This window comes from Porphyromonas pogonae (assembly GCF_036320655.1).
Taxonomy (GTDB): Bacteria; Bacteroidota; Bacteroidia; order Bacteroidales; family Porphyromonadaceae; genus Porphyromonas; species Porphyromonas pogonae.
This window is the reverse complement of sequence record NZ_CP143258.1, coordinates 2,705,674-2,728,548: the sequence shown is the minus strand read 5'-3', so window position 1 is coordinate 2,728,548 and position 22,875 is coordinate 2,705,674. Positions and strand designations below refer to the sequence as shown.

At 44.6% G+C, this 22,875-nt stretch carries 15 protein-coding genes and 3 tRNA genes; 15 read left to right on the top strand and 3 right to left on the bottom strand.

All coding sequences use genetic code 11. The features are described from left to right. Window positions 1–481: 481 nt before the first annotated feature. The 13 genes from VYJ22_RS10900 to VYJ22_RS10840 all read left to right on the top strand — a co-directional run bounded on the left by VYJ22_RS10900 (window position 482) and on the right by VYJ22_RS10840 (window position 14,677). Window positions 482–564, top strand: a tRNA-Tyr gene (locus tag VYJ22_RS10900). Window positions 565–580: 16 nt separating this feature from the next. Continuing rightward, window positions 581–652: transfer RNA gene (locus tag VYJ22_RS10895), tRNA-Thr, on the top strand. A gap of 61 nt (window positions 653–713) precedes the next feature. Next, entirely contained in the window at window positions 714–1,901 is a 1,188-nt protein-coding gene (gene tuf, locus VYJ22_RS10890; RefSeq protein WP_329904094.1) for an elongation factor Tu, read from the top strand. 106 nt (window positions 1,902–2,007) lie between these two features. Beyond that, a tRNA-Trp gene (locus VYJ22_RS10885) sits at window positions 2,008–2,080 on the top strand. A 16-nt stretch (window positions 2,081–2,096) separates the two neighbouring features. After that, window positions 2,097–2,303, top strand: a complete 207-nt coding sequence (gene secE, locus VYJ22_RS10880) for a preprotein translocase subunit SecE (protein ID WP_329904092.1) — start codon at window positions 2,097–2,099, stop codon at window positions 2,301–2,303. Between the two features lie 11 nt (window positions 2,304–2,314). Then, window positions 2,315–2,854, top strand: a complete 540-nt coding sequence (nusG, locus tag VYJ22_RS10875) for a transcription termination/antitermination protein NusG (RefSeq protein ID WP_329904090.1) — start codon at window positions 2,315–2,317, stop codon at window positions 2,852–2,854. 64 nt (window positions 2,855–2,918) lie between these two features. Then, window positions 2,919–3,356, top strand: coding sequence for a 50S ribosomal protein L11 (rplK, locus tag VYJ22_RS10870; protein ID WP_329904088.1), 438 nt, complete (start codon window positions 2,919–2,921; stop codon window positions 3,354–3,356). A 21-nt stretch (window positions 3,357–3,377) separates the two neighbouring features. Then, window positions 3,378–4,073, top strand: a complete 696-nt coding sequence (gene rplA, locus VYJ22_RS10865; RefSeq protein ID WP_329904086.1) for a 50S ribosomal protein L1 — start codon at window positions 3,378–3,380, stop codon at window positions 4,071–4,073. Window positions 4,074–4,091: 18 nt separating this feature from the next. After that, complete coding sequence (rplJ, locus tag VYJ22_RS10860; RefSeq protein ID WP_329904084.1) at window positions 4,092–4,616, top strand: 50S ribosomal protein L10; 525 nt, start codon at window positions 4,092–4,094, stop codon at window positions 4,614–4,616. 47 nt (window positions 4,617–4,663) lie between these two features. Then, window positions 4,664–5,038: a 50S ribosomal protein L7/L12 gene (rplL, locus tag VYJ22_RS10855; RefSeq protein WP_329904082.1), complete on the top strand. Its 375-nt coding sequence runs from the start codon at window positions 4,664–4,666 to the stop codon at window positions 5,036–5,038. 109 nt (window positions 5,039–5,147) lie between these two features. After that, complete coding sequence (gene rpoB, locus VYJ22_RS10850) at window positions 5,148–8,957, top strand: DNA-directed RNA polymerase subunit beta (protein WP_329904080.1); 3,810 nt, start codon at window positions 5,148–5,150, stop codon at window positions 8,955–8,957. A gap of 97 nt (window positions 8,958–9,054) precedes the next feature. Further along, window positions 9,055–13,386 (top strand): DNA-directed RNA polymerase subunit beta', encoded by a 4,332-nt coding sequence (rpoC, locus tag VYJ22_RS10845; protein WP_329904078.1) that lies wholly within the window; start codon window positions 9,055–9,057, stop codon window positions 13,384–13,386. Between the two features lie 214 nt (window positions 13,387–13,600). After that, window positions 13,601–14,677, top strand: coding sequence for an IS5 family transposase (locus VYJ22_RS10840; RefSeq protein ID WP_329904076.1), 1,077 nt, complete (start codon window positions 13,601–13,603; stop codon window positions 14,675–14,677). 442 nt (window positions 14,678–15,119) lie between these two features. On the opposite strand, the gene VYJ22_RS10835 is transcribed toward VYJ22_RS10840, so the two are convergent. Genes VYJ22_RS10835 through VYJ22_RS10825 form a run of 3 tightly spaced genes read right to left on the bottom strand, consistent with a single transcriptional unit; the run spans window position 15,120 to window position 20,002 of the window. Then, complete coding sequence (locus VYJ22_RS10835) at window positions 15,120–16,772, bottom strand: glycosyltransferase (protein ID WP_329904074.1); 1,653 nt, start codon at window positions 16,770–16,772, stop codon at window positions 15,120–15,122. Between the two features lie 21 nt (window positions 16,773–16,793). After that, window positions 16,794–18,950, bottom strand: coding sequence for a ferrous iron transport protein B (gene feoB / locus VYJ22_RS10830; protein WP_329904073.1), 2,157 nt, complete (start codon window positions 18,948–18,950; stop codon window positions 16,794–16,796). Further along, window positions 18,950–20,002 (bottom strand): metal-dependent transcriptional regulator, encoded by a 1,053-nt coding sequence (locus VYJ22_RS10825; protein WP_329904071.1) that lies wholly within the window; start codon window positions 20,000–20,002, stop codon window positions 18,950–18,952. The genes feoB and VYJ22_RS10825 overlap by 1 nt, the downstream gene beginning before the upstream one ends. 392 nt (window positions 20,003–20,394) lie before the next feature. Between VYJ22_RS10825 and VYJ22_RS10820 the strand changes: the two genes are divergently transcribed. Continuing rightward, a complete protein-coding gene (locus VYJ22_RS10820) occupies window positions 20,395–22,434 on the top strand; it encodes a transketolase family protein (RefSeq protein ID WP_329904070.1) in 2,040 nt (679 codons plus the stop codon). A gap of 4 nt (window positions 22,435–22,438) precedes the next feature. Further along, a complete protein-coding gene (gene rpiB, locus VYJ22_RS10815; RefSeq protein WP_329904069.1) occupies window positions 22,439–22,873 on the top strand; it encodes a ribose 5-phosphate isomerase B in 435 nt (144 codons plus the stop codon). Window positions 22,874–22,875 lie beyond the last annotated feature (2 nt).

The following is a 22,875-nucleotide window of genomic DNA, read 5'->3' as shown; positions in this document are numbered from 1 at the left end:
GTGCACTGTTTCTCCTGCTATAGGAGTAGGGGAGGGCAGTGGGTATTTCTGACAATTCTCACTTTGGGGTGTAGTATTTGTGGCCGAGCTCTGAATGCGTCATGCTTTTAGTTCGAAATGGTGGCGGTAAACGGAGTGGGTTATTTGCAAAGATAAAGATAGATTATCTGACATGAAAAGTGTTGATGTTCAAAATTTTATTTATCTTTACATTCGGATTACATTGTGCGCAAGTGATTATACGGGTAGCTACTCTCCTGATGCATTTCTGATCGGGAGGGATTTGTTTGCCTTTGTATGATCAGGGGTTGTGTCTTTTTATACATCTATGAACCTGTGATGTAATATGAAGAATAACTGTTTGGTGCATATAAAAAATGACTTTTTATTTAATCAACTATTTGCTGATATAGAAAAAGTCACTATATTTGCACCCGATTAATCACTTTTGGTAGCCCTGTTGTCACTGGTGATAGTCTATGGGCAGTTACCAGAGTGGCCAAATGGGGCTGACTGTAACTCAGCTGGCTTTCGCCTTCGGTGGTTCGAATCCATCACTGCCCACAGTTAAATGTAGATTGCCAATGTAGCTCAGCGGTAGAGCACTTCCTTGGTAAGGAAGAGGTCCCGGGTTCAAGTCCCGGCATCGGCTCTAAATTGTGGTTTAACGTAAAAACTAAACACAACTAACTAAAATAGCAAATAATAAGGTTATGGCAAAAGAACACTTTAACAGATCGAAACCACACGTAAATATTGGTACGATCGGTCACGTGGACCACGGTAAGACTACCTTGACTGCGGCTATCACTACAGTTTTGGCTAAGAAAGGTTTGTCTGAGTTGCGTTCATTCGATTCAATTGACAATGCTCCTGAAGAAAAGGAACGCGGTATCACAATCAATACTTCGCACGTAGAGTACGAAACTGCTAACCGTCACTATGCTCACGTTGACTGTCCGGGTCACGCTGACTACGTGAAGAACATGGTTACCGGTGCTGCTCAGATGGACGGTGCTATCATTGTAGTAGCTGCTACTGATGGTCCTATGCCTCAGACTCGTGAGCACATCCTGCTCGCTCGTCAGGTGAACGTGCCTCGCTTGGTTGTATTCATGAACAAATGCGACATGGTTGATGATGAGGAAATGCTTGAGCTTGTTGAAATGGACATGCGTGAGCTTCTTTCATTCTACAACTTTGACGGTGATAATACTCCTATTATCCGTGGTTCTGCCCTGGGAGCCCTTAATGGTGAAGCCGTATGGGAAGACAAGGTTATGGAGCTTATGGATGCAGTAGATACTTGGATTCCATTGCCTCCGCGTGATGTTGATAAACCTTTCTTGATGCCTATCGAAGACGTGTTCTCTATCACTGGTCGTGGTACTGTAGCTACAGGTCGTATCGAAACCGGTATTATTCACACTTCTGACGAAGTTCAGATCATCGGTCTTGGTGCTGAAGGTATGAAGTCAGTGGTAACAGGTGTTGAGATGTTCCGTAAGATTCTTGACGAAGGTCAAGCAGGTGACAACGTAGGTCTTCTTCTTCGTGGTATCGATAAAGATCAGATCAAGCGTGGTATGGTTATCGCTAAACCTGGTCAGGTTACTCCTCACAAGCACTTCAAGGCTGAGGTTTATATCTTGAAGAAAGAAGAAGGTGGTCGTCACACTCCGTTCCACAACAAATATCGCCCTCAATTCTACATCCGTACTTTGGATGTAACAGGTGAGATTACTCTTCCTGAAGGAACAGAGATGGTAATGCCTGGTGACAACGTGACTATCGACGTAGAACTTATCTACCCGGTTGCATGTAACGTAGGTCTTCGCTTCGCTATCCGTGAAGGTGGTCGTACAGTTGGTGCAGGTCAGATCACTGAACTTGTTGACTAATTTGGTCAAAATGTCTGCCAAAGCAGCGTAAGCTCAAAGCAGATTTCAATAAAATATATCAAACCGACCCTTAGATAAGGGTTCTTGTCGAGGGTCGGTTTTATTCACGGGTTTAGCTCAGTTGGTAGAGCACTGGTCTCCAAAACCAGGTGTCGGGAGTTCGAGTCTCTCAACCCGTGCAAAATTTTCGTAGAAATGAAACTATTAAGAAATACGGGATCCTATATTATGGATTCCTATAACGAGCTTGCTCATAAAGTTTCTTGGCCCTCTCGCTCCGAGTTGACCAATAGTGCTATCGTAGTGATGATTGCTTCCCTTATCATTGCGATATTTGTCTATTTAGTGGACTTGGGCTTCCGTGAAATCATTGATGTGATTTATAGTTTGATTCTTCGTTAAGTTTATAAGATATGTCAGACGCTGATAAAAAATTTTATGTTCTCCGTGCCATCAGTGGCAAAGAGAATAAAGTGAAAGAATATCTGGAAGCGGAAATGAAGAACAGCGATTTGGGTAATTATCTTTTTCGTGTGATTATTCCCACAGAAAAGGTAGTGGCTCAGAGAGCGGGCAAGAAGGTTGTAAAGGAACGCCCATATTTACCGGGGTACATCTTGATCGAAGCTGCCTTGGTAGGTGAAGTAACGCACCAACTGAGGAACACTCCCAACGTGATTGGTTTTTTGGGTGACGGTGCTCCTGTGCCGTTGCGCAAGTCTGAAGTGGATAGAATCCTCGGTAAGGCAGACCAAATGGCGGATATGGAAGGCGATTATGATGTAAACTTCCTCGTGGGCGATACCGTCAAAGTTATTGACGGTGCATTCAGCGGCTTTGAAGCTGCTGTAGAGGAGGTTAATTCCGATAAAAAGAAACTTAAAGTGATGGTGAAGATTTTCGGAAGAAAAACTCCGCTTGAACTGAGTTATGCTCAAGTAGAGAAAGAGTAGGTTTTTGTTACGGAATCCTACGATGGACTACAAATCTAGTGTTTACACTTTTAATTTTTGAACAATGGCTAAAGAAGTTGCTGGACAAATAAAATTGCAAATTAAGGGAGGAGCTGCAAACCCTTCTCCCCCCGTTGGACCTGCATTGGGTGCCAAGGGTATCAATATTATGGAGTTTTGCAAGCAATTCAATGCCAGAACCCAAGAGAAAGCCGGTAAAGTATTACCAGTAGTAATTACTTACTATGCTGACAAGTCTTTTGATTTCATCGTTAAGACCCCTCCTGTGGCAATACAATTGCTCGAAGCTTCAAAGCAGAAGAGTGGTTCAGCCGAGCCTAATCGTAAGAAGGTGGCTGAAATTACATGGGATCAGGTTCGTGCGATTGCTGAAGACAAGCTTGTTGATCTTAACTGCTTCTCTGTAGAAGCTGCTATGAAAATGGTAGCCGGTACAGCTAGAAGTATGGGTATTACGATTAAAGGGGATTTTCCCGGGTAATTTTTTAACTTCAATTGTAACATGAGTAAACTAACAAAAAATCAAAAGTTAGCTTTAGGTAAGATTGAGGCCGGGAAAGCGTACACATTGGCGGAAGCTACTGCGTTGGTGAAAGAAATAACAACCACAAAGTTCGATGCTTCTGTAGATGTTGACGTACGTCTTGGCGTAGATCCTCGTAAAGCTAATCAAATGGTACGTGGCGTGGTAACACTGCCCAACGGTACCGGTAAGCAAGTAAGGGTTCTTGCATTATGTACTCCTGACAAAGAAGCTGAGGCTAAAGAAGCCGGTGCGGACTTTGTTGGATTGGACGAATATATCGAAAAGATAAAAGGCGGATGGACGGATGTTGACGTTATCATTACAATGCCTGCTATCATGGGTAAAATCGGAGCACTGGGTCGTGTACTCGGTCCGAGAGGCTTGATGCCTAACCCTAAGAGCGGTACTGTGACTAATGATGTTGCCTCGGCTGTTCGTGAAGTGAAATCCGGTAAGATTGACTTCAAAGTAGATAAGACTGGTATTATCCATACTTCTATTGGTAAAGTGTCATTTACTCCCGAACAACTTAAGGAGAATGCACAAGAGTTTATCTCTACGCTGATTAAGCTTAAGCCTTCTTCTGCAAAAGGAACATATGTAAAGAGCATTTATCTTTCAAGTACTATGAGTCCCGGTATCAAGGTTGATCCTAAGTCTGTTGAAGATTAATACTAAAGGAACTAAGAAATGAGAAAGGAAGATAAAGGCTTAATTATAGAGCAACTCAAAGGTTATATCAACGAATATCCTCACTTCTATTTGACGGATATCGAGGCCTTGAATGCTGATAAAACAATGGCCCTCAGAAGAGCTTGTAACAAAAGTGAAATTAAATTGGTGGTGGTGAAGAATACGCTATTGCGTTCGGCTTTGGCTGCCTCTGAAGTGGATTTTGCTCCTATTTACAGCGTATTGAAAGGTAATACTGCGATCATGTTTAGCCAGTCGGCTAATGGCCCTGCTAAGCTGATTAAAGATTTTACCAAAGACTCTAAGGGTGAAGGTAAACCTCAACTCAAAGCTGCGTATGCTCAAGAAGGCATTTACGTAGGTGCTCAGAACTTGGATGCTTTGGTATCTATCAAGAGCAAAGAGGAACTCCTCGGAGACGTTATCGCTTTGTTGGAATCTCCTGCAAAGAACGTTATCTCTGCACTTCAGTCTGCAGGTCAGACTATCCATGGTGTGTTGAAGACCTTGGAAGAAAGATAAAATCAACAAAACTTATTTGAATAAAAACTTTTAATAAATAGATAAAAATGGCAGATATTAAAGCTATTGCTGAACAACTAGTAAATCTTACTGTAAAAGAAGTTAGCGAACTCGCTACTATCCTTAAGGAAGAATATGGTATCGAACCTGCAGCTGCTGCTGTAGCTGTTGCAGCTGGTCCTGCTGCTGCCGGTGAGGTTGCTGAAGAAAAGAGCTCATTCGACGTAGTTCTTAAGAGTGCAGGTGCTGCTAAACTTCAGGTTGTTAAGGCTGTTAAAGAACACTGCGGTCTTGGTTTGAAAGAAGCTAAGGATCTTGTAGACGCAGCTCCTTCTAACATCAAGGAAGGTGTAGATAAGGATACTGCTGAAGCTCTTAAGAAAGCACTCGAAGAAGCAGGTGCTGAAGTAGAGTTGAAGTAATTTCTCTTACACCTGATTTTCAGGTAAATATGGTTAAGATTCCTCGTGTAGAGGATTCTTAACCATTTCGTGTCTATAATTCCCCAAGTCAATATTACTCCTGAATTAGATGGCCTCAAACCAAATCAAACCGAGAATAAATTTTGCTTCAATTAAACATCCGCTTGAATTCCCGGATTTTCTTGAAGTTCAATTGAAGTCGTTTAGAGACTTCTTTCAATTAGACACTCCTCCGGAAAGGCGTAAGAAAGAGGGTCTATATAAGGTTTTCGCTGAAAACTTCCCTATTGCTGATACTCGTAACAATTTTGTGCTTGAGTTTTTGGATTACTATGTTGATCCTCCCAAGTATTCTATTGAAGAGTGCCTTAGCAGAGGGTTAACTTACAGTGTCCCTCTGAAAGCTAAGCTGAAACTTTATTGTACAGACCCTGATCATGAGGATTTTTCTACTGTGATTCAGGATGTTTTCTTAGGTCCTATTCCTTATATGACCGATTCCGGCACGTTTGTGATAAATGGAGCCGAGCGTGTTGTTGTATCCCAGTTGCACCGCTCTCCGGGCGTGTTCTTCGGGACTAGCATGCATACCAACAGAACTCAGCTTTACTCAGCTCGTATTATTCCTTTCAAGGGCTCTTGGATCGAGTTTGCCACCGATATCAACAACGCTATGTATGCTTATATCGATCGCAAAAAGAAGTTGCCCGTAACTACTCTGCTTCGTGCGATAGGATATGAGACTGATAAGCAGATCTTAGACTTATTTGACTTGGCTGAAGAGGTAAAAGTTTCTAAAGCCAATCTCAAGAAATACATCGGTCGCAAACTCGCGGCCAGAGTTACAAAAACTTACTTTGATGATCTAAGTGATGAAGATACCGGCGAAGTTGTTTCAATGGAGCGTATCACCGTGCTTGTAGATCGTGAAGTGGAGTTGAATGATGATAACATCGAACTCATTTTGGAATCAGGTGCGAAAACAATCTTGCTTCACAATGAAGATAAGAGTGTTTCCGACTATTCGATTATTTTCAATACATTACAAAAAGACCCGTGTAACTCCGAACACGATGCTCTTTATTATATATACAGACAGCTTCGCAACTCTGAGCCTGCCGATGATAGCAGTGCTCGCGAAGTTATTACCAACTTATTCTTCTCTGACAAGAGATATGACTTGGGCGATGTAGGTAGATATAGAATCAATAAGAAACTAAATCTTTCTATCGACCCGGATACCCGTGTCCTCACCAATGAAGATATTATCGAAATCATCAAGTATCTTATAGAGCTTGTAAACTCTAAGGCTTCTGTAGATGATATCGACCACTTGTCCAACCGTCGTGTGCGCACTGTAGGCGAGCAGCTTTATAATCAGTTTGGTGTGGGACTTGCTCGTATGGCGAGAACTGTACGTGACCGTATGAACGTACGCGACAATGAGGTGTTTACTCCCGTAGATCTTGTAAATGCGAAGACTATTTCTTCTGTAGTAAACTCTTTCTTTGGAACCAATGCATTGTCCCAGTTTATGGACCAAACCAACCCGCTTGCCGAAATTACGCACAAGCGTCGTTTGTCGGCCCTCGGCCCCGGAGGTCTTAGCCGTGAGCGTGCAGGTTTTGAGGTTCGTGACGTTCACTATACACATTACGGACGTTTATGTCCTATTGAAACACCTGAAGGTCCTAACATCGGTTTGATATCTTCTTTGTGTGTCTATGCAAAGATCAACGATCTCGGATTTATAGCTACCCCTTATCGTCAGGTGAGCAAGGGTGTTGTTGATTTCTCTCAAGAAGGACTGCACTACTACACTGCCGAAGAAGAAGAAGAGAAGATTGTGGCACAGGGCAACGCTCCGGTAAAAGAAGACGGAAGTTTCAGAAATGATCGTGTTAAAGCACGTTTTGAATCAGACTTCCCCGTTGTTTCACCTGATCAGGTGGACCTTATGGACGTTTCTCCTACGCAAATTGCTTCTATAGCAGCTTCACTTATTCCTTTCCTTGAGCATGACGATGCTAACCGTGCTTTGATGGGATCAAACATGATGCGCCAGGCGGTGCCATTGTTGCGTCCGCAAGCTCCTATTGTTGGTACGGGTATTGAGGCGCAATTGGTTCATGACTCCAGAACACAGATTGTGGCTGAGCGTGAGGGTGAAGTAGTATTTGTAGATGCTGAGTGTATCAAGATCAAATATGATAGAACCGAAGAAGAGCAGTTTGTCAGCTTTGAAGATCCTATCACTACATATAAACTCCCTAAGTTCCGTAAAACCAACCAAAGTACAACTATCGACCTTAGACCCATTTGCTCCAAAGGAGATCGTGTGGTCAAAGATCAAGTTCTTACCGAGGGATATTCTACCCAAGCGGGCGAGTTAGCTCTTGGTCGCAACGTTCAGGTTGCATACATGCCTTGGAAGGGTTACAACTATGAGGATGCTATTGTGCTCAACGAACGTATGGTTCGTGAGGATTTCTTTACCTCTGTTCATGTAGATGAGTACGTGTTGGAAGTTCGTGAGACTAAACGTGGTCTTGAGGAACTTACTTCGGATATTCCTAATGTAAGTGATGAGGCAACTCGTAATCTGGATGAAAACGGTATTGTACGTGTTGGTGCACGCATCGGCCCGGGTGACATCCTCATTGGTAAAATTACACCTAAGGGTGAGTCTGACCCTACTCCGGAAGAAAAACTATTGCGTGCTATATTTGGCGACAAAGCAGGCGATGTAAAAGATGCATCCCTCAAAGCTACACCTTCACTGCACGGTGTCATTGTAGATACTAAATTGTTCTCCAAGGCTGTGAAGAAAAAAGGCCGTACCGAGACTAAAGAGATCGTTGCAAGACTGGATCAGGAGTTCGAGTCAAAACAAAATCAGCTCAAAACTTCTTTGGTTGATAAATTGGTGGAACTTACAGCCAATAAGACATCAAAGGGAGTAAGAGATTATTTGGATACTGAGTTGATTAAATCCGGTGCTAAATTTAACCGCAAGGATATTGAAGCACTTCAATTCAACGAAATACAATTGAGCGACTGGACTGACGACGATCACGCTAATGAGCTTATCAAATTAGTTATTGTAAACTATTTGAAGAAGTCCAAAGAGATTGATTCCGAGTTGCGTCGTAAAAAACTTGATGAGACTATCGGTGACGAGTTACCTGCAGGTATAGTGCAAATGGCCAAAGTTTATATCGCCAAGAAACGTAAGATACAGGTCGGTGATAAGATGGCGGGTCGTCACGGTAACAAAGGTATTGTTTCCAAAATTGTCCGTCAGGAAGATATGCCTTTCTTGGAAGATGGTACTCCTGTAGATATCTGTTTGAACCCGTTGGGTGTGCCTTCACGTATGAACCTCGGGCAGATATTCGAAGCCGTTTTGGCTTGGGCAGGTAAAACTCTCGACGTTAAATTTGCCACACCTATTTTTGACGGTGCTTCATTGGATGATATGAATGAGTGGACCGACAAGGCAGGCTTACCTCGCAATGGTAAAACTTATCTTTATGATGGTGGTACCGGCGAGCGTTTTGACCAGCCGGCTACAGTGGGGGTTACTTACTTCCTCAAGCTTGGTCACATGGTCGATGACAAGATGCACGCCCGTTCTATCGGTCCGTACTCTCTTATTACTCAGCAGCCTTTGGGTGGTAAAGCCCAGTTTGGTGGTCAGCGTTTCGGTGAGATGGAGGTTTGGGCTCTGGAAGCATTTGGAGCATCACATATCTTGCAGGAAATACTCACTATCAAGTCTGATGATGTTATAGGACGTTCCAAAGCATACGAAGCTATAGTGAAAGGCGATCCTATGCCTACACCGGGTATTCCCGAGTCCCTCAATGTGTTATTACATGAGTTGAAGGGATTGGGTCTAAGCTTCTCTTTAGATTAAATACATCACAACGCTTTCGACTCCGTGTGGTAAGCCAACAAAGCTTGCCACCGGATACCGGAAGAATCAAATTAATTCTTTACATCGTTAAAGACATATGGCTTTTAAAAAAGATAATAAGATAAAGAGCAATTTCTCGCAAATTCGTATTTCTCTGGCATCTCCTGAGGAGATTCTGGAAAATTCAAGCGGTGAAGTGCTCAAGCCGGAGACTATTAATTATCGTACTTACAAACCTGAAAGAGACGGTTTGTTTTGCGAGCGTATTTTTGGCCCGGTAAAAGATTTTGAATGTCACTGTGGTAAATACAAACGTATTCGATATAGAGGTATTGTTTGTGACCGTTGTGGTGTAGAGGTAACAGAGAAGAAAGTACGCCGTGAGCGTATGGGACACATCCTGCTGGAAGTTCCTGTAGCTCATATTTGGTATTTCCGCTCTTTACCCAACAAGATGGGCTATCTTTTGGGAATCCCTTCCAAAAAACTCGATACCATCATCTATTATGAGCGTTACGTCGTTATTCAGCCCGGTATCTTTGCTGATGAAGTACAGACACTGGATACACTTACAGAAGACGAGTACCTCACGCTGCTCGATAAGCTGGATGCTGAGCATCCTGAAAACGAAGCATTGGAAGACAGCGACCCCAACAAATTCATTTGTAAAACCGGTGCGGAAGCGATTTATAATCTGCTTTGCCGTGTTGATCTTGATAGTCTTTCATACGAATTACGCCACAAGGCTAATACAGATGGTTCTCAACAACGCAAGAATGAGGCTTTGAAGCGCCTTCAGGTAGTTGAGAGCTTCCGTTCATCGAAGGGGGTAAACCGTCCTGAGTGGATGATCATGAAAGTTATTCCGGTTATTCCTCCCGATCTTCGTCCTTTGGTACCATTGGATGGAGGACGCTTTGCCACATCCGATTTGAACGATCTTTACCGTCGTGTAATTATTCGTAACAATCGTCTCAAAAGAATGATCGAGATTAAAGCTCCCGAAGTGATTTTGCGCAATGAAAAGCGAATGCTTCAGGAAGCTGTAGACTCTCTATTCGATAACTCACGTAAATCCAGCGCAGTTCGTTCCGATAACAACCGCCCTCTCAAATCTCTTTCTGATAGCTTGAAAGGTAAGCAAGGTCGTTTCCGTCAGAACTTGCTTGGTAAGCGTGTCGACTATTCGGCTCGTTCGGTTATTGTTGTGGGACCAGAGCTCAAAATGCATGAGTGTGGTATTCCCAAGCATATGGCCGCAGAGCTTTATAAACCGTTTGTAATCCGCAAACTCATTGAGCGTGGTATTGTGAAAACGGTAAAAAGCGCGAAGAAGATTGTGGATCGCAAAGAACCCGTTGTTTGGGATATTCTTGAGCATGTGATGAAAGGTCATCCTGTATTGCTCAACCGTGCACCTACACTTCACCGTTTGGGTATCCAAGCTTTCCAGCCCAAGATGATCGAGGGCAAAGCTATTCAGTTGCACCCGCTTGCTTGTACGGCTTTCAACGCCGACTTCGACGGTGACCAGATGGCCGTTCACTTGCCTCTCGGCAATGAAGCTATTCTGGAAGCGCAGATGCTGATGCTTGCTTCGCACAATATTCTCAATCCGGCCAACGGTGCACCTATCACCGTACCTTCACAGGATATGGTACTGGGCCTTTATTATATTACCAAGCTACGTCCGGGCGCCAAAGGCTCAGGTCTTGTATTCTATGGTAGTGAAGAAGCTACTATTGCTTACAACGAGGGTAAAGTTGATATCCACGCTCCGGTAAAAGTTTATGTTGATGACGTTGTCGATGGCGAAAATGTACATCGCATCGTTGAGACTTCTGTAGGTCGTCTTATGGTCAATGAGTTTGTACCCCAAGAAGTAGGTTTTGTAAACGAAACTTTGGGTAAAAAAGCCTTGCGCGATATCATCGGTAATGTGATCAAGATATGTGGAGTGGCTGTTACTGCCAAGTTCCTTGACGATATCAAGAACCTCGGTTACTACATGGCTTTCAAAGGCGGACTTTCATTCAACCTCGGTGACGTCATTATCCCCGAAGAGAAAGACGCCCTTATCCAGCAAGGTTATGAAGAGGTGGAGCAGATCATGCAAAACTATAGCATGGGATTCATCACCAATAATGAGCGTTACAACCAGATCATCGATACTTGGACGCACATCAACAGCCGTTTGTCCAATATCCTTATGAAGCATTTGTCTGAGGACAATGCCGGTTTCAACTCTGTGTTCATGATGATGGATTCCGGAGCTCGTGGTTCTAAAGAACAGATCCGTCAGCTCTCTGGTATGCGTGGTTTGATGGCGAAACCTCAAAAGAGCGGGGCAGAAGGTGGTCAGATTATCGAGAACCCTATCCTCTCCAACTTCAAGGAAGGTCTTTCGGTACTTGAGTACTTCATCTCTACCCACGGTGCTCGTAAAGGTCTTGCGGATACCGCTCTCAAGACGGCCGATGCAGGATATCTTACTCGTCGTTTGGTTGACGTATCTCATGACGTTATTATTAACGAAGAAGACTGCGGTACACTTCGCGGACTTGTAGCTACAGAGCTCAAGCAAAACGAAGAAGTCATCGCTACATTATATGAGCGTATCTTAGGTCGTGTGTCTGTTCACGATGTTATCCACCCTTCTACAGGTGAGATTATCGTAAGAGCTGGAGACGAGATTCGTGAAGATGCTGCTCAGCGCATTCAGGAATCGCCTATCGAGCAAGTCGAGATACGTTCCGTACTTACTTGTGAGTCCAAAAAAGGCGTTTGTGCTAAGTGTTATGGTCGCAACCTTGCATCCAACCGCATGGTGCAGAAAGGCGAAGTTGTGGGTGTTATCGCTGCACAGTCTATCGGTGAGCCGGGTACACAGCTTACATTGCGTACATTCCACGTCGGTGGTATCGCTTCCAACGTAGCTACTGAGAATAGCCTTGCGGCCAAATTCGATGGCATACTTACTTTCGAAGAGCTTCGCGCAGTGGAGACTCAGGGCGAGGATGGCAAGATCTACAATGTTGTTATCAGCCGTATGGCAGAGCTTCGTATTGTCGATCCCAATACCAACATCATCCTCTCTACACACAACATCCCTTATGGAGCTTCTTTGTTCTATAACGAAGGCGATGCTGTGAAAAAGGGCGATGTGCTGTTCCAGTGGGACCCCTTCAATGCCGTTATCGTATCAGAAGTTGCGGGTAAGGTCGAGTTTGAGAATGTGATAGAAGGTGTTACCTATAAGATCGAGTCTGATGAAACTACTGGTCTTAAGGAAAAAATCATCATTGAATCCAAAGACAAAACCATGGCTCCCGGTGTACATATCACCGATGCTTCAGGTAATCCGCTCAAAAACTATAGCTTACCACTGGGTGCTCACGTGATGAAAGACAACGGAGACATTGTAAAAGTCGGTGAAGTTCTCGTCAAGATACCTCGTGCCGTGAGCAAAGCCGGTGACATCACCGGTGGTCTTCCACGTGTTACCGAGTTGTTCGAAGCTCGTAACCCGTCCAACCCTGCAGTAGTTGCAGAGATAGATGGTGAAGTGATATTCGGAAAGCTCAAGAGAGGTAATCGTGAAATATCTATCCAGCCCAAGATCGGCGAAACTAAGAAATACCTTGTGCCGCTGTCAAAGCAGTTGCTGGTACAGGAGGGCGACTTTGTTCGTTCCGGTACGCCTCTGTCCGATGGTGCCATCACTCCTTCCGACATCCTTGCTATCAAGGGCCCTACGGCTGTGCAAGAGTACATTGTCAATGAGGTGCAAGACGTGTACCGCCTGCAGGGGGTAAAGATCAATGACAAGCATTTCGAAGTTATCGTGCGTCAGATGATGCGTAAGGTCGAGATTGTCGATCCGGGTGATACTATCTTTTTGGAACAGCAGGTTGTGGATAAGATTGAGGTAATGGAAGAAAATGATCGCATCTGGGGTAAGAAGGTAGTTATCGATGCCGGTGACTCCGAAACCCTCAAACCTGGTCAGATCGTTACTCTCCGCAAACTCCGTGACGAAAACAGTATGCTCAAGCGTCGCGACCTCACATTGGTACAAGTGCGTGATGCTAAGCCTGCTACTGCCAGCCAGATACTTCAGGGTATCACGCGTGCAGCTTTGCAGACCAAGAGCTTTATGTCTGCGGCATCCTTCCAGGAAACAACCAAAGTGCTCAACGAAGCAGCTATTTCAGGCAAGGTGGATAATCTTGACGGCCTGAAGGAAAATGTCATCTGTGGTCACCTTATTCCCGCCGGTACCGGTCTTCGTGAATACAAGAAGTTGGTAGTCATGCCTATGGAAGATTACGAGCGTGCTGTAGCCGAGAAGAACAGAATGTTGGGCGACGAAGCTTTGTCGGAAACCTTGGTTGCCGAGGAGGCAGAAGCCAAAGAAAATCAGAACTAAGAACTACATCCACTATTCCCTAAGCAGTAGTAGGGTGGTGTAGTAATCTCTCAATACCGAGGGCTGTGCTCCAAGTCAAAGACTTGAGTGCAGCCCTCACTGTATATTGTATTTACAAATTGAGACTGTTGCACGAGAATTGTCCTTTTAATCTTGTCTATATCGCTGAATATCATTAGATTTGATATATAAAACAGCAATCAAAACAGTCTCTATGAGTAAGGAAAAGAACACCAAGGCCCCATCTTTTGCAGAACTATCAGTAGAACGTCGTCTGCAAGCCACCAAAAACAACTTTTTGCATCAGATTGACACCATTGTAGATTGGCGTCCCATCTCCAACTTGCTCAACAAACATTGCCTTAAGGGAGACACCCCATTTGGCGCTTCCTCTTACCGCCCCATTATGCTCTTCAAGATACTGCTTTTGGAGACTTGGTACGGTCTCTCAGATCGTCAATTAGAAGAGCGAATCAACGATTCCCTCACATGGAGTGCCTTCCTAGGGCTGACGATGGATTTCGTTTCACCCGATCACTCGACCATCTGTCGCTTCCGGACGGAGCTTATAGAGAAAGGCTTAATGGCAAAGCTGTTCAAGCTTCTCAACAAGCAACTCAAACAACATGGCATCATGGAGATCAAAAAGGGCGCCATTGTGGACGCAAGCATTGTTGACAGTCCCAACAAACCAACGGGAGGGTGTCAAATTGTGATCTGCGATGATCGGGAGGATACTCATAGCGATCAGGAGAAAGAGGCTGAAGAAGAATACCAGATCAAAGTCTGCTCAACGAAACCCGGCGTAGATGAAGAGGCTCGTTGGGTAAAGAAATGCAACAAATATAGATACGGTTACAAGAAGCACGTCTTAACAGACACCGGGGGACTGATACATGAAGTAATCACCACAGCGGCTAATGTGGCAGATACGACACAAATCATTCCTCTTTTGGAGCAGGCTCAACTCCCCCAAGAGACAATGATATTAGCGGACAAAGGTTACACATCCAAGAGGAACAGAGGTTATCTGTGCGACCACAACCTGATAGATGGCATCATGCACAAAGCAGTCAAGGGAGTGCCACTGACGGAGGGTAAAAAGCAATTGAATAGGCTGATCAGTTCCATGCGATGGCAGATAGAGCGTAGCTTTGGTAGCATTATACGATGGTTTCATGGAGGACGATGTCGCTATCGAGGAATTGCTAAATCGCATTATCAGAACCTCATTGAGTCTTTGGCCTACAATCTCAAACGTGCGCCAAGGCTACTTGACACCGTTGCATAGCAGGCCAATTGCTTCGTTGCTTGCGAGATTCTCGCTTGGTCATTTACCTGAAGTAAACTCCCTGTGCACTCACTCTTAGCGCCTTGCACTTTACCTTCTCTGCCCGGTCAAAGTGTCTTTTGTCGGCTTTGCCTCCAAAATCCATAAGACTGTTGACTTTTGCAACAGTCTCTACTTATGCAACAAAGTGTAAGCTAGCCTCCGATTGAAGGGGAAGCCCCCCCTCAGGTAGCTCAAAAAAGAGCTAAATCAAAAAAATTAGAATCAAAATTTCTTCGTCTGTTCACTAAAATCGGGCGGAAAATTGCTCGTCTTCTGTCTCTGTCTCTCGATCCGACTTTTTCAACGGTCTCATCAAAGACGGGCGGTATCATGTGCAATGATTACCGCCCCGCATTGTTGTTTATGAATTAGGATGACTATATGTAGAGTACAGAGATATTCAATGACTCTGATTTACGCGTTGCTCAAAAATAAAGTCGTATGCTTTGAGATAATAATAATAGAAATGTGACCACTGAGCTTTGACAGACAGCTGTAATGCACTTTCGCGAAAATCATCAGGAGAACCGCATGTGCCACGACTCAAGCAACAAATCTTATCTGCAATAGATGATGAGGCTTCGGCAGCATTGAAATCATCACGCATGACTATCTTGACGGGATATTTTTCAGGGGCAAGTGTTTCATTCTTACCCAATTCGTCCAAAGCCCATAGTCCAAAACCCGAAAGGTTGGTTGTAATAGTAGGCACCCCAAAAGCTATACTCTCCAGCGGAGTATACCCCCACGGTTCGTAATAGGAAGGATAGATCGTAAGATCCATACCGATCAATAGATCATAGTAACTTTTGTTGAAAATCCCGTCTGCACCATTGAGGTAGCAGGGTACAAATATGATTTTGAGTTTACCCCCCGAGTTATTATTTATGCCGAAGGTATGCAACTGTTTCATTATACTATCCTCCGACATATTGAAGAGCCAATGTGTAATCACAGGATGTTGCAAAGGTGCTTCATTAGACACCTCGCTATGCTGTAGCAAGTAGTTGAGATCGGCTCTGGGAGCAGATACCCATGCAGGGACTAATATAAAAGCGACGACCTCCTTACCCAACTCGGTGCTGTGTCCGGCCTTGTGAAGAGCTTCGATATACAGGTCAATCCCTTTGTTGCGGTACTCATAGCGGCCGCTCAGCGACATCAGTAATGCATTTTTATTAATCTCATGCCCCGTAAGAGCTTTAGCTACTCGTAACAGGAGTTCGCGCGCTTCCTTTCGCTTGGCAATATACTCCTGGCCCACAGGGACAAAATCAGGTTCAAACCCATTAGGAAGGACAGCCTCGGGTTCTTTGTCGAGCAATTGTTTACATTCCATAGCCGTGAGTTTGCTCACTGTAGCAAAACAATCACACTTGTGCGCTGCTGCTTTTTCCACGGCATGCTTGGCCTCCACATTGAGTTCGCGGGCCATGACGTCACCGTCATACTGCGCCATGTATGCATATAGAGCTTTATTATTTCCTGCTATAGAGCGCCCTACAGTAGTGGCGTGAGTAAGAAACATTGTATGTAAATCGGGGCAGTATTTCTTGAGGTAAAGAAGCCCGTTGCCCGTTTGCCATTCATTGAAGATGGCAACAGAGCGCTCACCACCTTGATGAAGATGGCGATAGAGACTCATCATCACTTTGGCTGCGGCTATACTAAATAGGGAGGCTTCATCATAGTCTCCATATCCCTTGGTATGATCTATACCATAAGCTTCCCATATTTCATAATAAACCACACTTCTGGCTTCCCACATGGGGGCGAAATCGACTAGAACAGCCGGCGGATTCCCCGGGACTTTCCAATACCCTACTTGAACCTCCAGCCCCAAAAAAGGAGCTTCCTTATCGAACCAGTCTTGCAGATATTCGGGACATTCGGCTACGAAGTCTGCAGGAGCAGCATCCCGAGCCGGTATCTTAGGCCCTATAAAAACAACCCGACCATTGTGTTTCTCCATCATCACACGAGCTCTCGAACTGAGCACCGTGTATATACCTCCCATTTTATTACAAACTTCCCAACTGGTTTCCAATATCATGATCAATCTCTTTTTTTAGTTTTATGCGGGAAGGAACAAGCGCCATACAAATGCTACCAGTATGGTCACTATTATACCCATGATCAGAGGCAGCAATGTGGCTACCGCTGTCCATTTCCGACTTCCCGTTTCTTTATAAATAGTATAAATAGTAGTGCTGCACGGATTATGTAGCAAGCTAAATAACATCAAATTTACTCCCGTAAGTATAGTCCACCCCCCAGCGTGTAACAGAGAGGCGATCTGGTTATCATCACCCTCAAATAAAACTCCATTGCCTGCACCTCCATGCACTCCCGTGATAAGAACGGTGAGCATGAGCACCGTGGGTATAACGATCTCATTGGCGGGGATAGCCAGCACATAAGCCAGCAGTATGATACCATTGAGGCCCATGATCCAACCCGGATACTCAAGGATGCGTATCAGGTATTCGGCAATGCTCGATCCTGCAATAGTGATATTACAAGAAAGCCAGATCAACGCACCTGCGGGTGCAGCAAAGACAATGGCACGCCACAAAACAATAAGGGTGCGATCGATAAGTGAAGTGTACAGCGTACGCCAAAACTGGGGCGGACGGTAAGGAGGAAGCTCCAGGTTGAAAGTGGAGACTTCGCCACGCAATACCGTACGGGAGAGTAGCCAAGATGTAAGGAACATAAACCCTACACCCAACAAAGCTACCACCAATACAGAGCCTATACTTACAATACCCCGCACAGCAGGTGGCACAACGGCTCCCAGGAATATGGAAGCTATAAGAATCTGCGTGGGCCAACGCCCATTGCAAAGCGAAAAATTATTGGTAATGATAGCGATAAGCCTTTCTCTGGGACTATCTATAATACGTGTGGAAACCACCCCGGCTGCATTACACCCAAAACCCATACTCATAGTCAAAGCCTGTTTGCCGTGAGCTCCCGTGCGTCTGAACATCTCATCCAGATTGAAAGCTACACGCGGGAGGTAACCAAAATCTTCGAGCAGGGTAAAGAGCGGAAAGAATATAGCCATAGGCGGCAACATCACAGATATCACCCAAGCTGTGGCAAGGTAGACTCCATCGAAAAGAAATCCCGACAGCCACCAAGGCATCTGTATATAATCGCCCAATGATTTGAGTGTGGGATGCAACCATCCGACCAAAAAATTGCTTAGCAATTCTGATGGGTAATTAGAACCCACAATAGTAAGCCACAATACTCCGCCCAGGAGAAGTACCATGATAGGAAATCCCCATACTTTGGAGGTGACGATCTTATCGATACGCACATCCAGTGGTGCACGACCTCTTTTATTGGACTGTCTCACCACATCGGAGCATATCTCGGCAGCATCGGCATATATGGCTTCAGAGAGTAAGTCGTGAAAACCATCGCCAATCTCCATCTTGAGTTTCATGGCTAAGTCCTGTATATTCTTTTGCGGGAATCTGTCAAGTACGCCTACATCTCCCTCGATCATCCTGAAACTAAGCCAACGGCTATTGAGCTGATCGGGGCTAACCTTTCTGATCTCTTCATCCAAAAGAGATACCTTACGGTTAATATCCTCAGGAATACTCTTGATTCTGTAAGGGTGGCATATATAGGTGCCTTGAATTACGGAATAGATAGCAGCCAACAACTCATCTATACCTTTACCTGAGCGGGCACTTGCTCCCACTACAGGGATTCCGAGCCTTCGGGATAGAGCCCGTATGTCGAGTTCTATCTTATTGCGCTGAGCCTCATCAAGCAAATTGACACACAAAACAACTTTGTCGGTGATTTCGAGAATTTGCAGTATGAGATTCATGTTACGCTCAAGCCTTGTAGCATCAGCTACAATGACAGTAACATCAGGATGCCCAAAGAGAATAAACTCACGTGCGATCTCTTCGTCTTCCGAGGTTGAGAGTAGGGAGTAAGTTCCCGGCAAATCCACTACCTTAAAGTTTTCATCCGAATATCGGAAACTACCTTCGGCTCTTGCCACCGTTTTTCCGGGCCAATTGCCTGTATGCTGTTTGAGCCCTGTAAGGGCATTGAATACGGTGCTCTTCCCTGTATTGGGGTTGCCTGCCAATGCTATGGTATAACGTGTATTCACGCTTTGCTCTCCCATCTTCCTGAGAGAGTGTGCGGCTGTATTTACAGTACAGCCAGCACAATTGTTATTATCACATTGGTTCATCAGACAAACGTTTTTATAGTATGAGGGTTTATCAATATATACTTAGCCTGATCCCTCCTCAGTGCTATAGCTGTACCCCTGATCACATAAGCAGTGGGGTTGCCCATGGGACTTCTGAGATCGATAGATACTGTGCTGCCTTTCACAAATCCCAAGTCTAACAATCGGCGACGTGCAGGGCCTTTGCAGCCGGGTGAAAGCCCTGTGATCTCAGCCTCAGAGCCAGAAGGCAATAGAGTGAGCCTTATCGAATCCGTCCTTAGAGTACCATCCTCGGGCGTCCTGGACAGAACTTCTACCTCTACAGCCGAAGCTTCATTCTGATTCAATGTATATCTCTCACCTTCTATCATAACGGAATACTTCTCGGAATGTGGCGAACTCTCCTCCAAAAATATCACTGTATGTGGATAAACACCTATTTCCGTAAACCTTTTGTACGCTTCGGTATTATGATCATCTATCCTGAGTACTTCACATCTATATCCCTTCTGTACACGATCCAAAGAAACTTCATTTTTAGCTTCACTACTCGCTACTCCCTCATCTGATATAAGATCTCCGTGAGGATCGTAAATAGGATTGCGGAGTATACGGGTTATTTTCTCTACGTCTTCGTCATCCAACCGGTGTTCCATACGCTCAGCGAGACGGTGCCAATCTTTGGGATTATGCCCGGACTGCTCAGCAAGGTAACGCTCATAGAGTCGATGCAACCGTATGATCTTACGTGCATAGTCCTCTCCTGCAACAGTGAGCTTGATAGAATCATGACTAATAAAGTTGCGATCACGTAGGATGTTCAATATTTTTTGTTGGCGACAAGTACTTATTCCCAGCTGAGAAGATAATGATTTGAGATTATACTCACCCTTACCTTCTGCCCTATAAAGGACTTTGATAGTATCCTCCAGCAGTTCCTTGCGCTTGCTCTCCCCGTAAGAAACGGAATTGATAAGCGCATGCTTGCTACGCCGGCCTATACCCCTGAGAAATAGATATCCCAAGGTAAGCAGGCATAGTATGACAATGAGTATAATGGAGGTATTCATTCGCTATAATCTTTATATAACAAACTTAGATAAAAATTTGCGATTTATAAGCGAGCTCTACAAAAGAACAGTCTTTTGAAAAACCCGATTATATTGAAATCACACTAAATAACCAATCAGGCGTATCCTGTTTACAGGGAGGTAAGGAAAGGGGGTAATAATCTCATCTCGCTCTACGCCCGTTAGCTCCCCAAAGCACCTGATCAGTCATCACACTTGATCAATTCAAAGAATGCAACCAAACGGCTAAGAAAGTGTATTTGAGAAAGAAGTCCGATTTTTTTGTTTGTTTAAGGCAAGATTATTAAGTTTGAAATAGTTTAATGTTTACCTTTGTAAAAGAGTAAATACTAATCGCTGTAAAAACCTATTTAAATTATATATTCCGAATCATGAACGATAATCAACTGATGGTAAAAGCTGCGGACAACATCCGTATCCTTGCAGCCTCAATGGTAGAAAAAGCAAAAAGTGGTCATCCTGGCGGAGCTATGGGTGGAGCTGATTTTATTAATGTGCTTTTCTCCGAATTTCTGATTTTTGACCCCAGAAACCCTTCTTGGAGCGGTAGAGACCGGTTTTTCCTCGATCCCGGCCACATGTCTCCTATGCTTTATGCTCAGTTGTCATTGATCGGTCGTTTTTCTATGGAAGAACTGCAACAATTTCGCCAGTGGGGAAGTGAGACACCGGGACACCCTGAGCGTAATGTGCAGAGAGGGATAGAAAACACCTCAGGCCCTCTGGGACAAGGACACACCTATGCCGTAGGAGCTGCCATCGCAGCAAAGTTCCTGGAGCAAAGACTCGGCTGGGTGATGAGCCAAACAATTTATGCTTATATCTCAGACGGAGGTATACAAGAAGAAGTATCGCAGGGTGCAGGTAGAATAGCAGGTCATCTAGGACTTGATAATCTGATCATGTTTTATGACTCGAACGATGTGCAGTTATCTTCGACAGTGGAAGAAGTGACTACAGAAGATGTGGCTATGAAATATAAAGCTTGGGGATGGCATGTACTAGAGATCAACGGTAACGACGTCAATCAAATCAGAGAGGCTCTCAAAGAAGCCAAGGCCTATGCAGGAAAGCCGGTACTTATCATAGGACATACACTTATGGGTAAAGGAGCATGCGCTGCCGACGGATCGTCATACGAAAACAAGGTGTCGACTCACGGTCAACCTCTCAGTGCAGCAGGAGCAAGCATAGAGCGTACCGTGGAGCAACTGGGCGGTGAATATGACAAGGCCTTCACAATATTCCCCGAAGTAAAGGAGATGTACCACAAACGCATGACTGAACTGGACAAACTGATGGACGAAAGAAAACAGGAAGAAGATCGCTGGAGAACAGAGCATCCTGATTTGGCAAAGAAGCTGGATAGCTGGTTCAACGGTGAGATTGCCTCCGTTGATTGGGCATCCATAGAGCAGAAACCCAACCAGGCTACGCGTGCAGCATCGGCTACGGTATTGGGTAAATTGGCAGAAAAGGTAGAAAATATGATAGTCTCATCTGCAGACCTCTCCAACTCAGACAAGACTGACGGATTCCTCAAAAAGACCACAGTACTACAGAAAGGAGACTTTAGCGGAGCATTCCTCCAAGCAGGAGTATCGGAGTTTACCATGGCTTGCTTGTGTATAGGTATTACCTTGCACGGAGGTGTGGTAGCGGCCTGTGGCACTTTCTTCGTATTTTCAGACTACATGAAACCCGCTTTGCGTATGGCTGCACTCATGGAACTTCCTGTAAAGTTTATTTGGACACACGATGCATTCCGTGTGGGAGAGGATGGCCCTACTCACGAACCGGTAGAACAAGAAGCACAAGTGCGCCTCCTCGAGAAACTGCAAAACCACAGAGGCAACAACAGTATGTTGGTGCTGAGACCTGCTGATGTAAACGAAGCTACCGTAGCATGGAAGATGGCAATGGAGAATACTAAAACTCCCACCGGTCTTATATTCTCTCGCCAAAACATCAACGATGTACCGGTAATGAATCCTGAGAATAGCCGTTACACAGAAGCATTACAAGCAGAAAAGGGTGCTTATATTGTGATGAAAGATGAAAAACCTGATGTGGTCATGCTTGCCAGCGGGTCAGAAGTATCTACTCTCATAGAAGGTGCAGCATTATTACACGAAGAGGGTGTAAAAGCTCAGATTGTATCTGTACCTTCGGAAGGTCTCTTCTCCAAGCAAGATGAGGCCTACAAAAAAGAAGTACTTCCGCAGGGAATCAAGCGCTTCGGGCTTACTGCAGGTTTGCCTGTGACATTGGAATCGTTGGTTGGCGAAAACGGTAGTGTATGGGGACTCAACTCTTTCGGCTTCTCTGCTCCTTACAAGGTGTTGGATGAAAAGCTGGGCTTTACCGCTCAAAATGTAAAAGAGCAAGTACTCAAATTAATAAGGAAGTAATATTATGGATAAAATAGGGATATGTAGCGATCATGCGGGATATGAACTCAAGGAGCATGTAAAAACAAAGTTGGAAGAAAAAGGAATACCTTTTGAAGACTTTGGTTGCTTTAGCGAAGAGCGAGTTGACTATCCCGACTTTGCTCACAAGATGGGGCATGCCATAGAAGAGGGTAAAATAACCCGAGGAATAGCTATCTGCGGATCAGGCAACGGAATATCCATGGTAATGAATAAATATCCGCACGTAAGAGCTGCTCTTTCATGGAATGAGGAAATAGCTCGCTTAGGAAGAGCCCACAATGATGCCAATGTACTTTCTTTGCCTGCCAGATTTATCAGTGACAAAGAAAGTGATGATATATTGGAGGCCTTTCTGACTACTCCGTTCGACGGAGGCAGACATGCAGAAAGAATTGAAAAGATACCAATTCATTAATT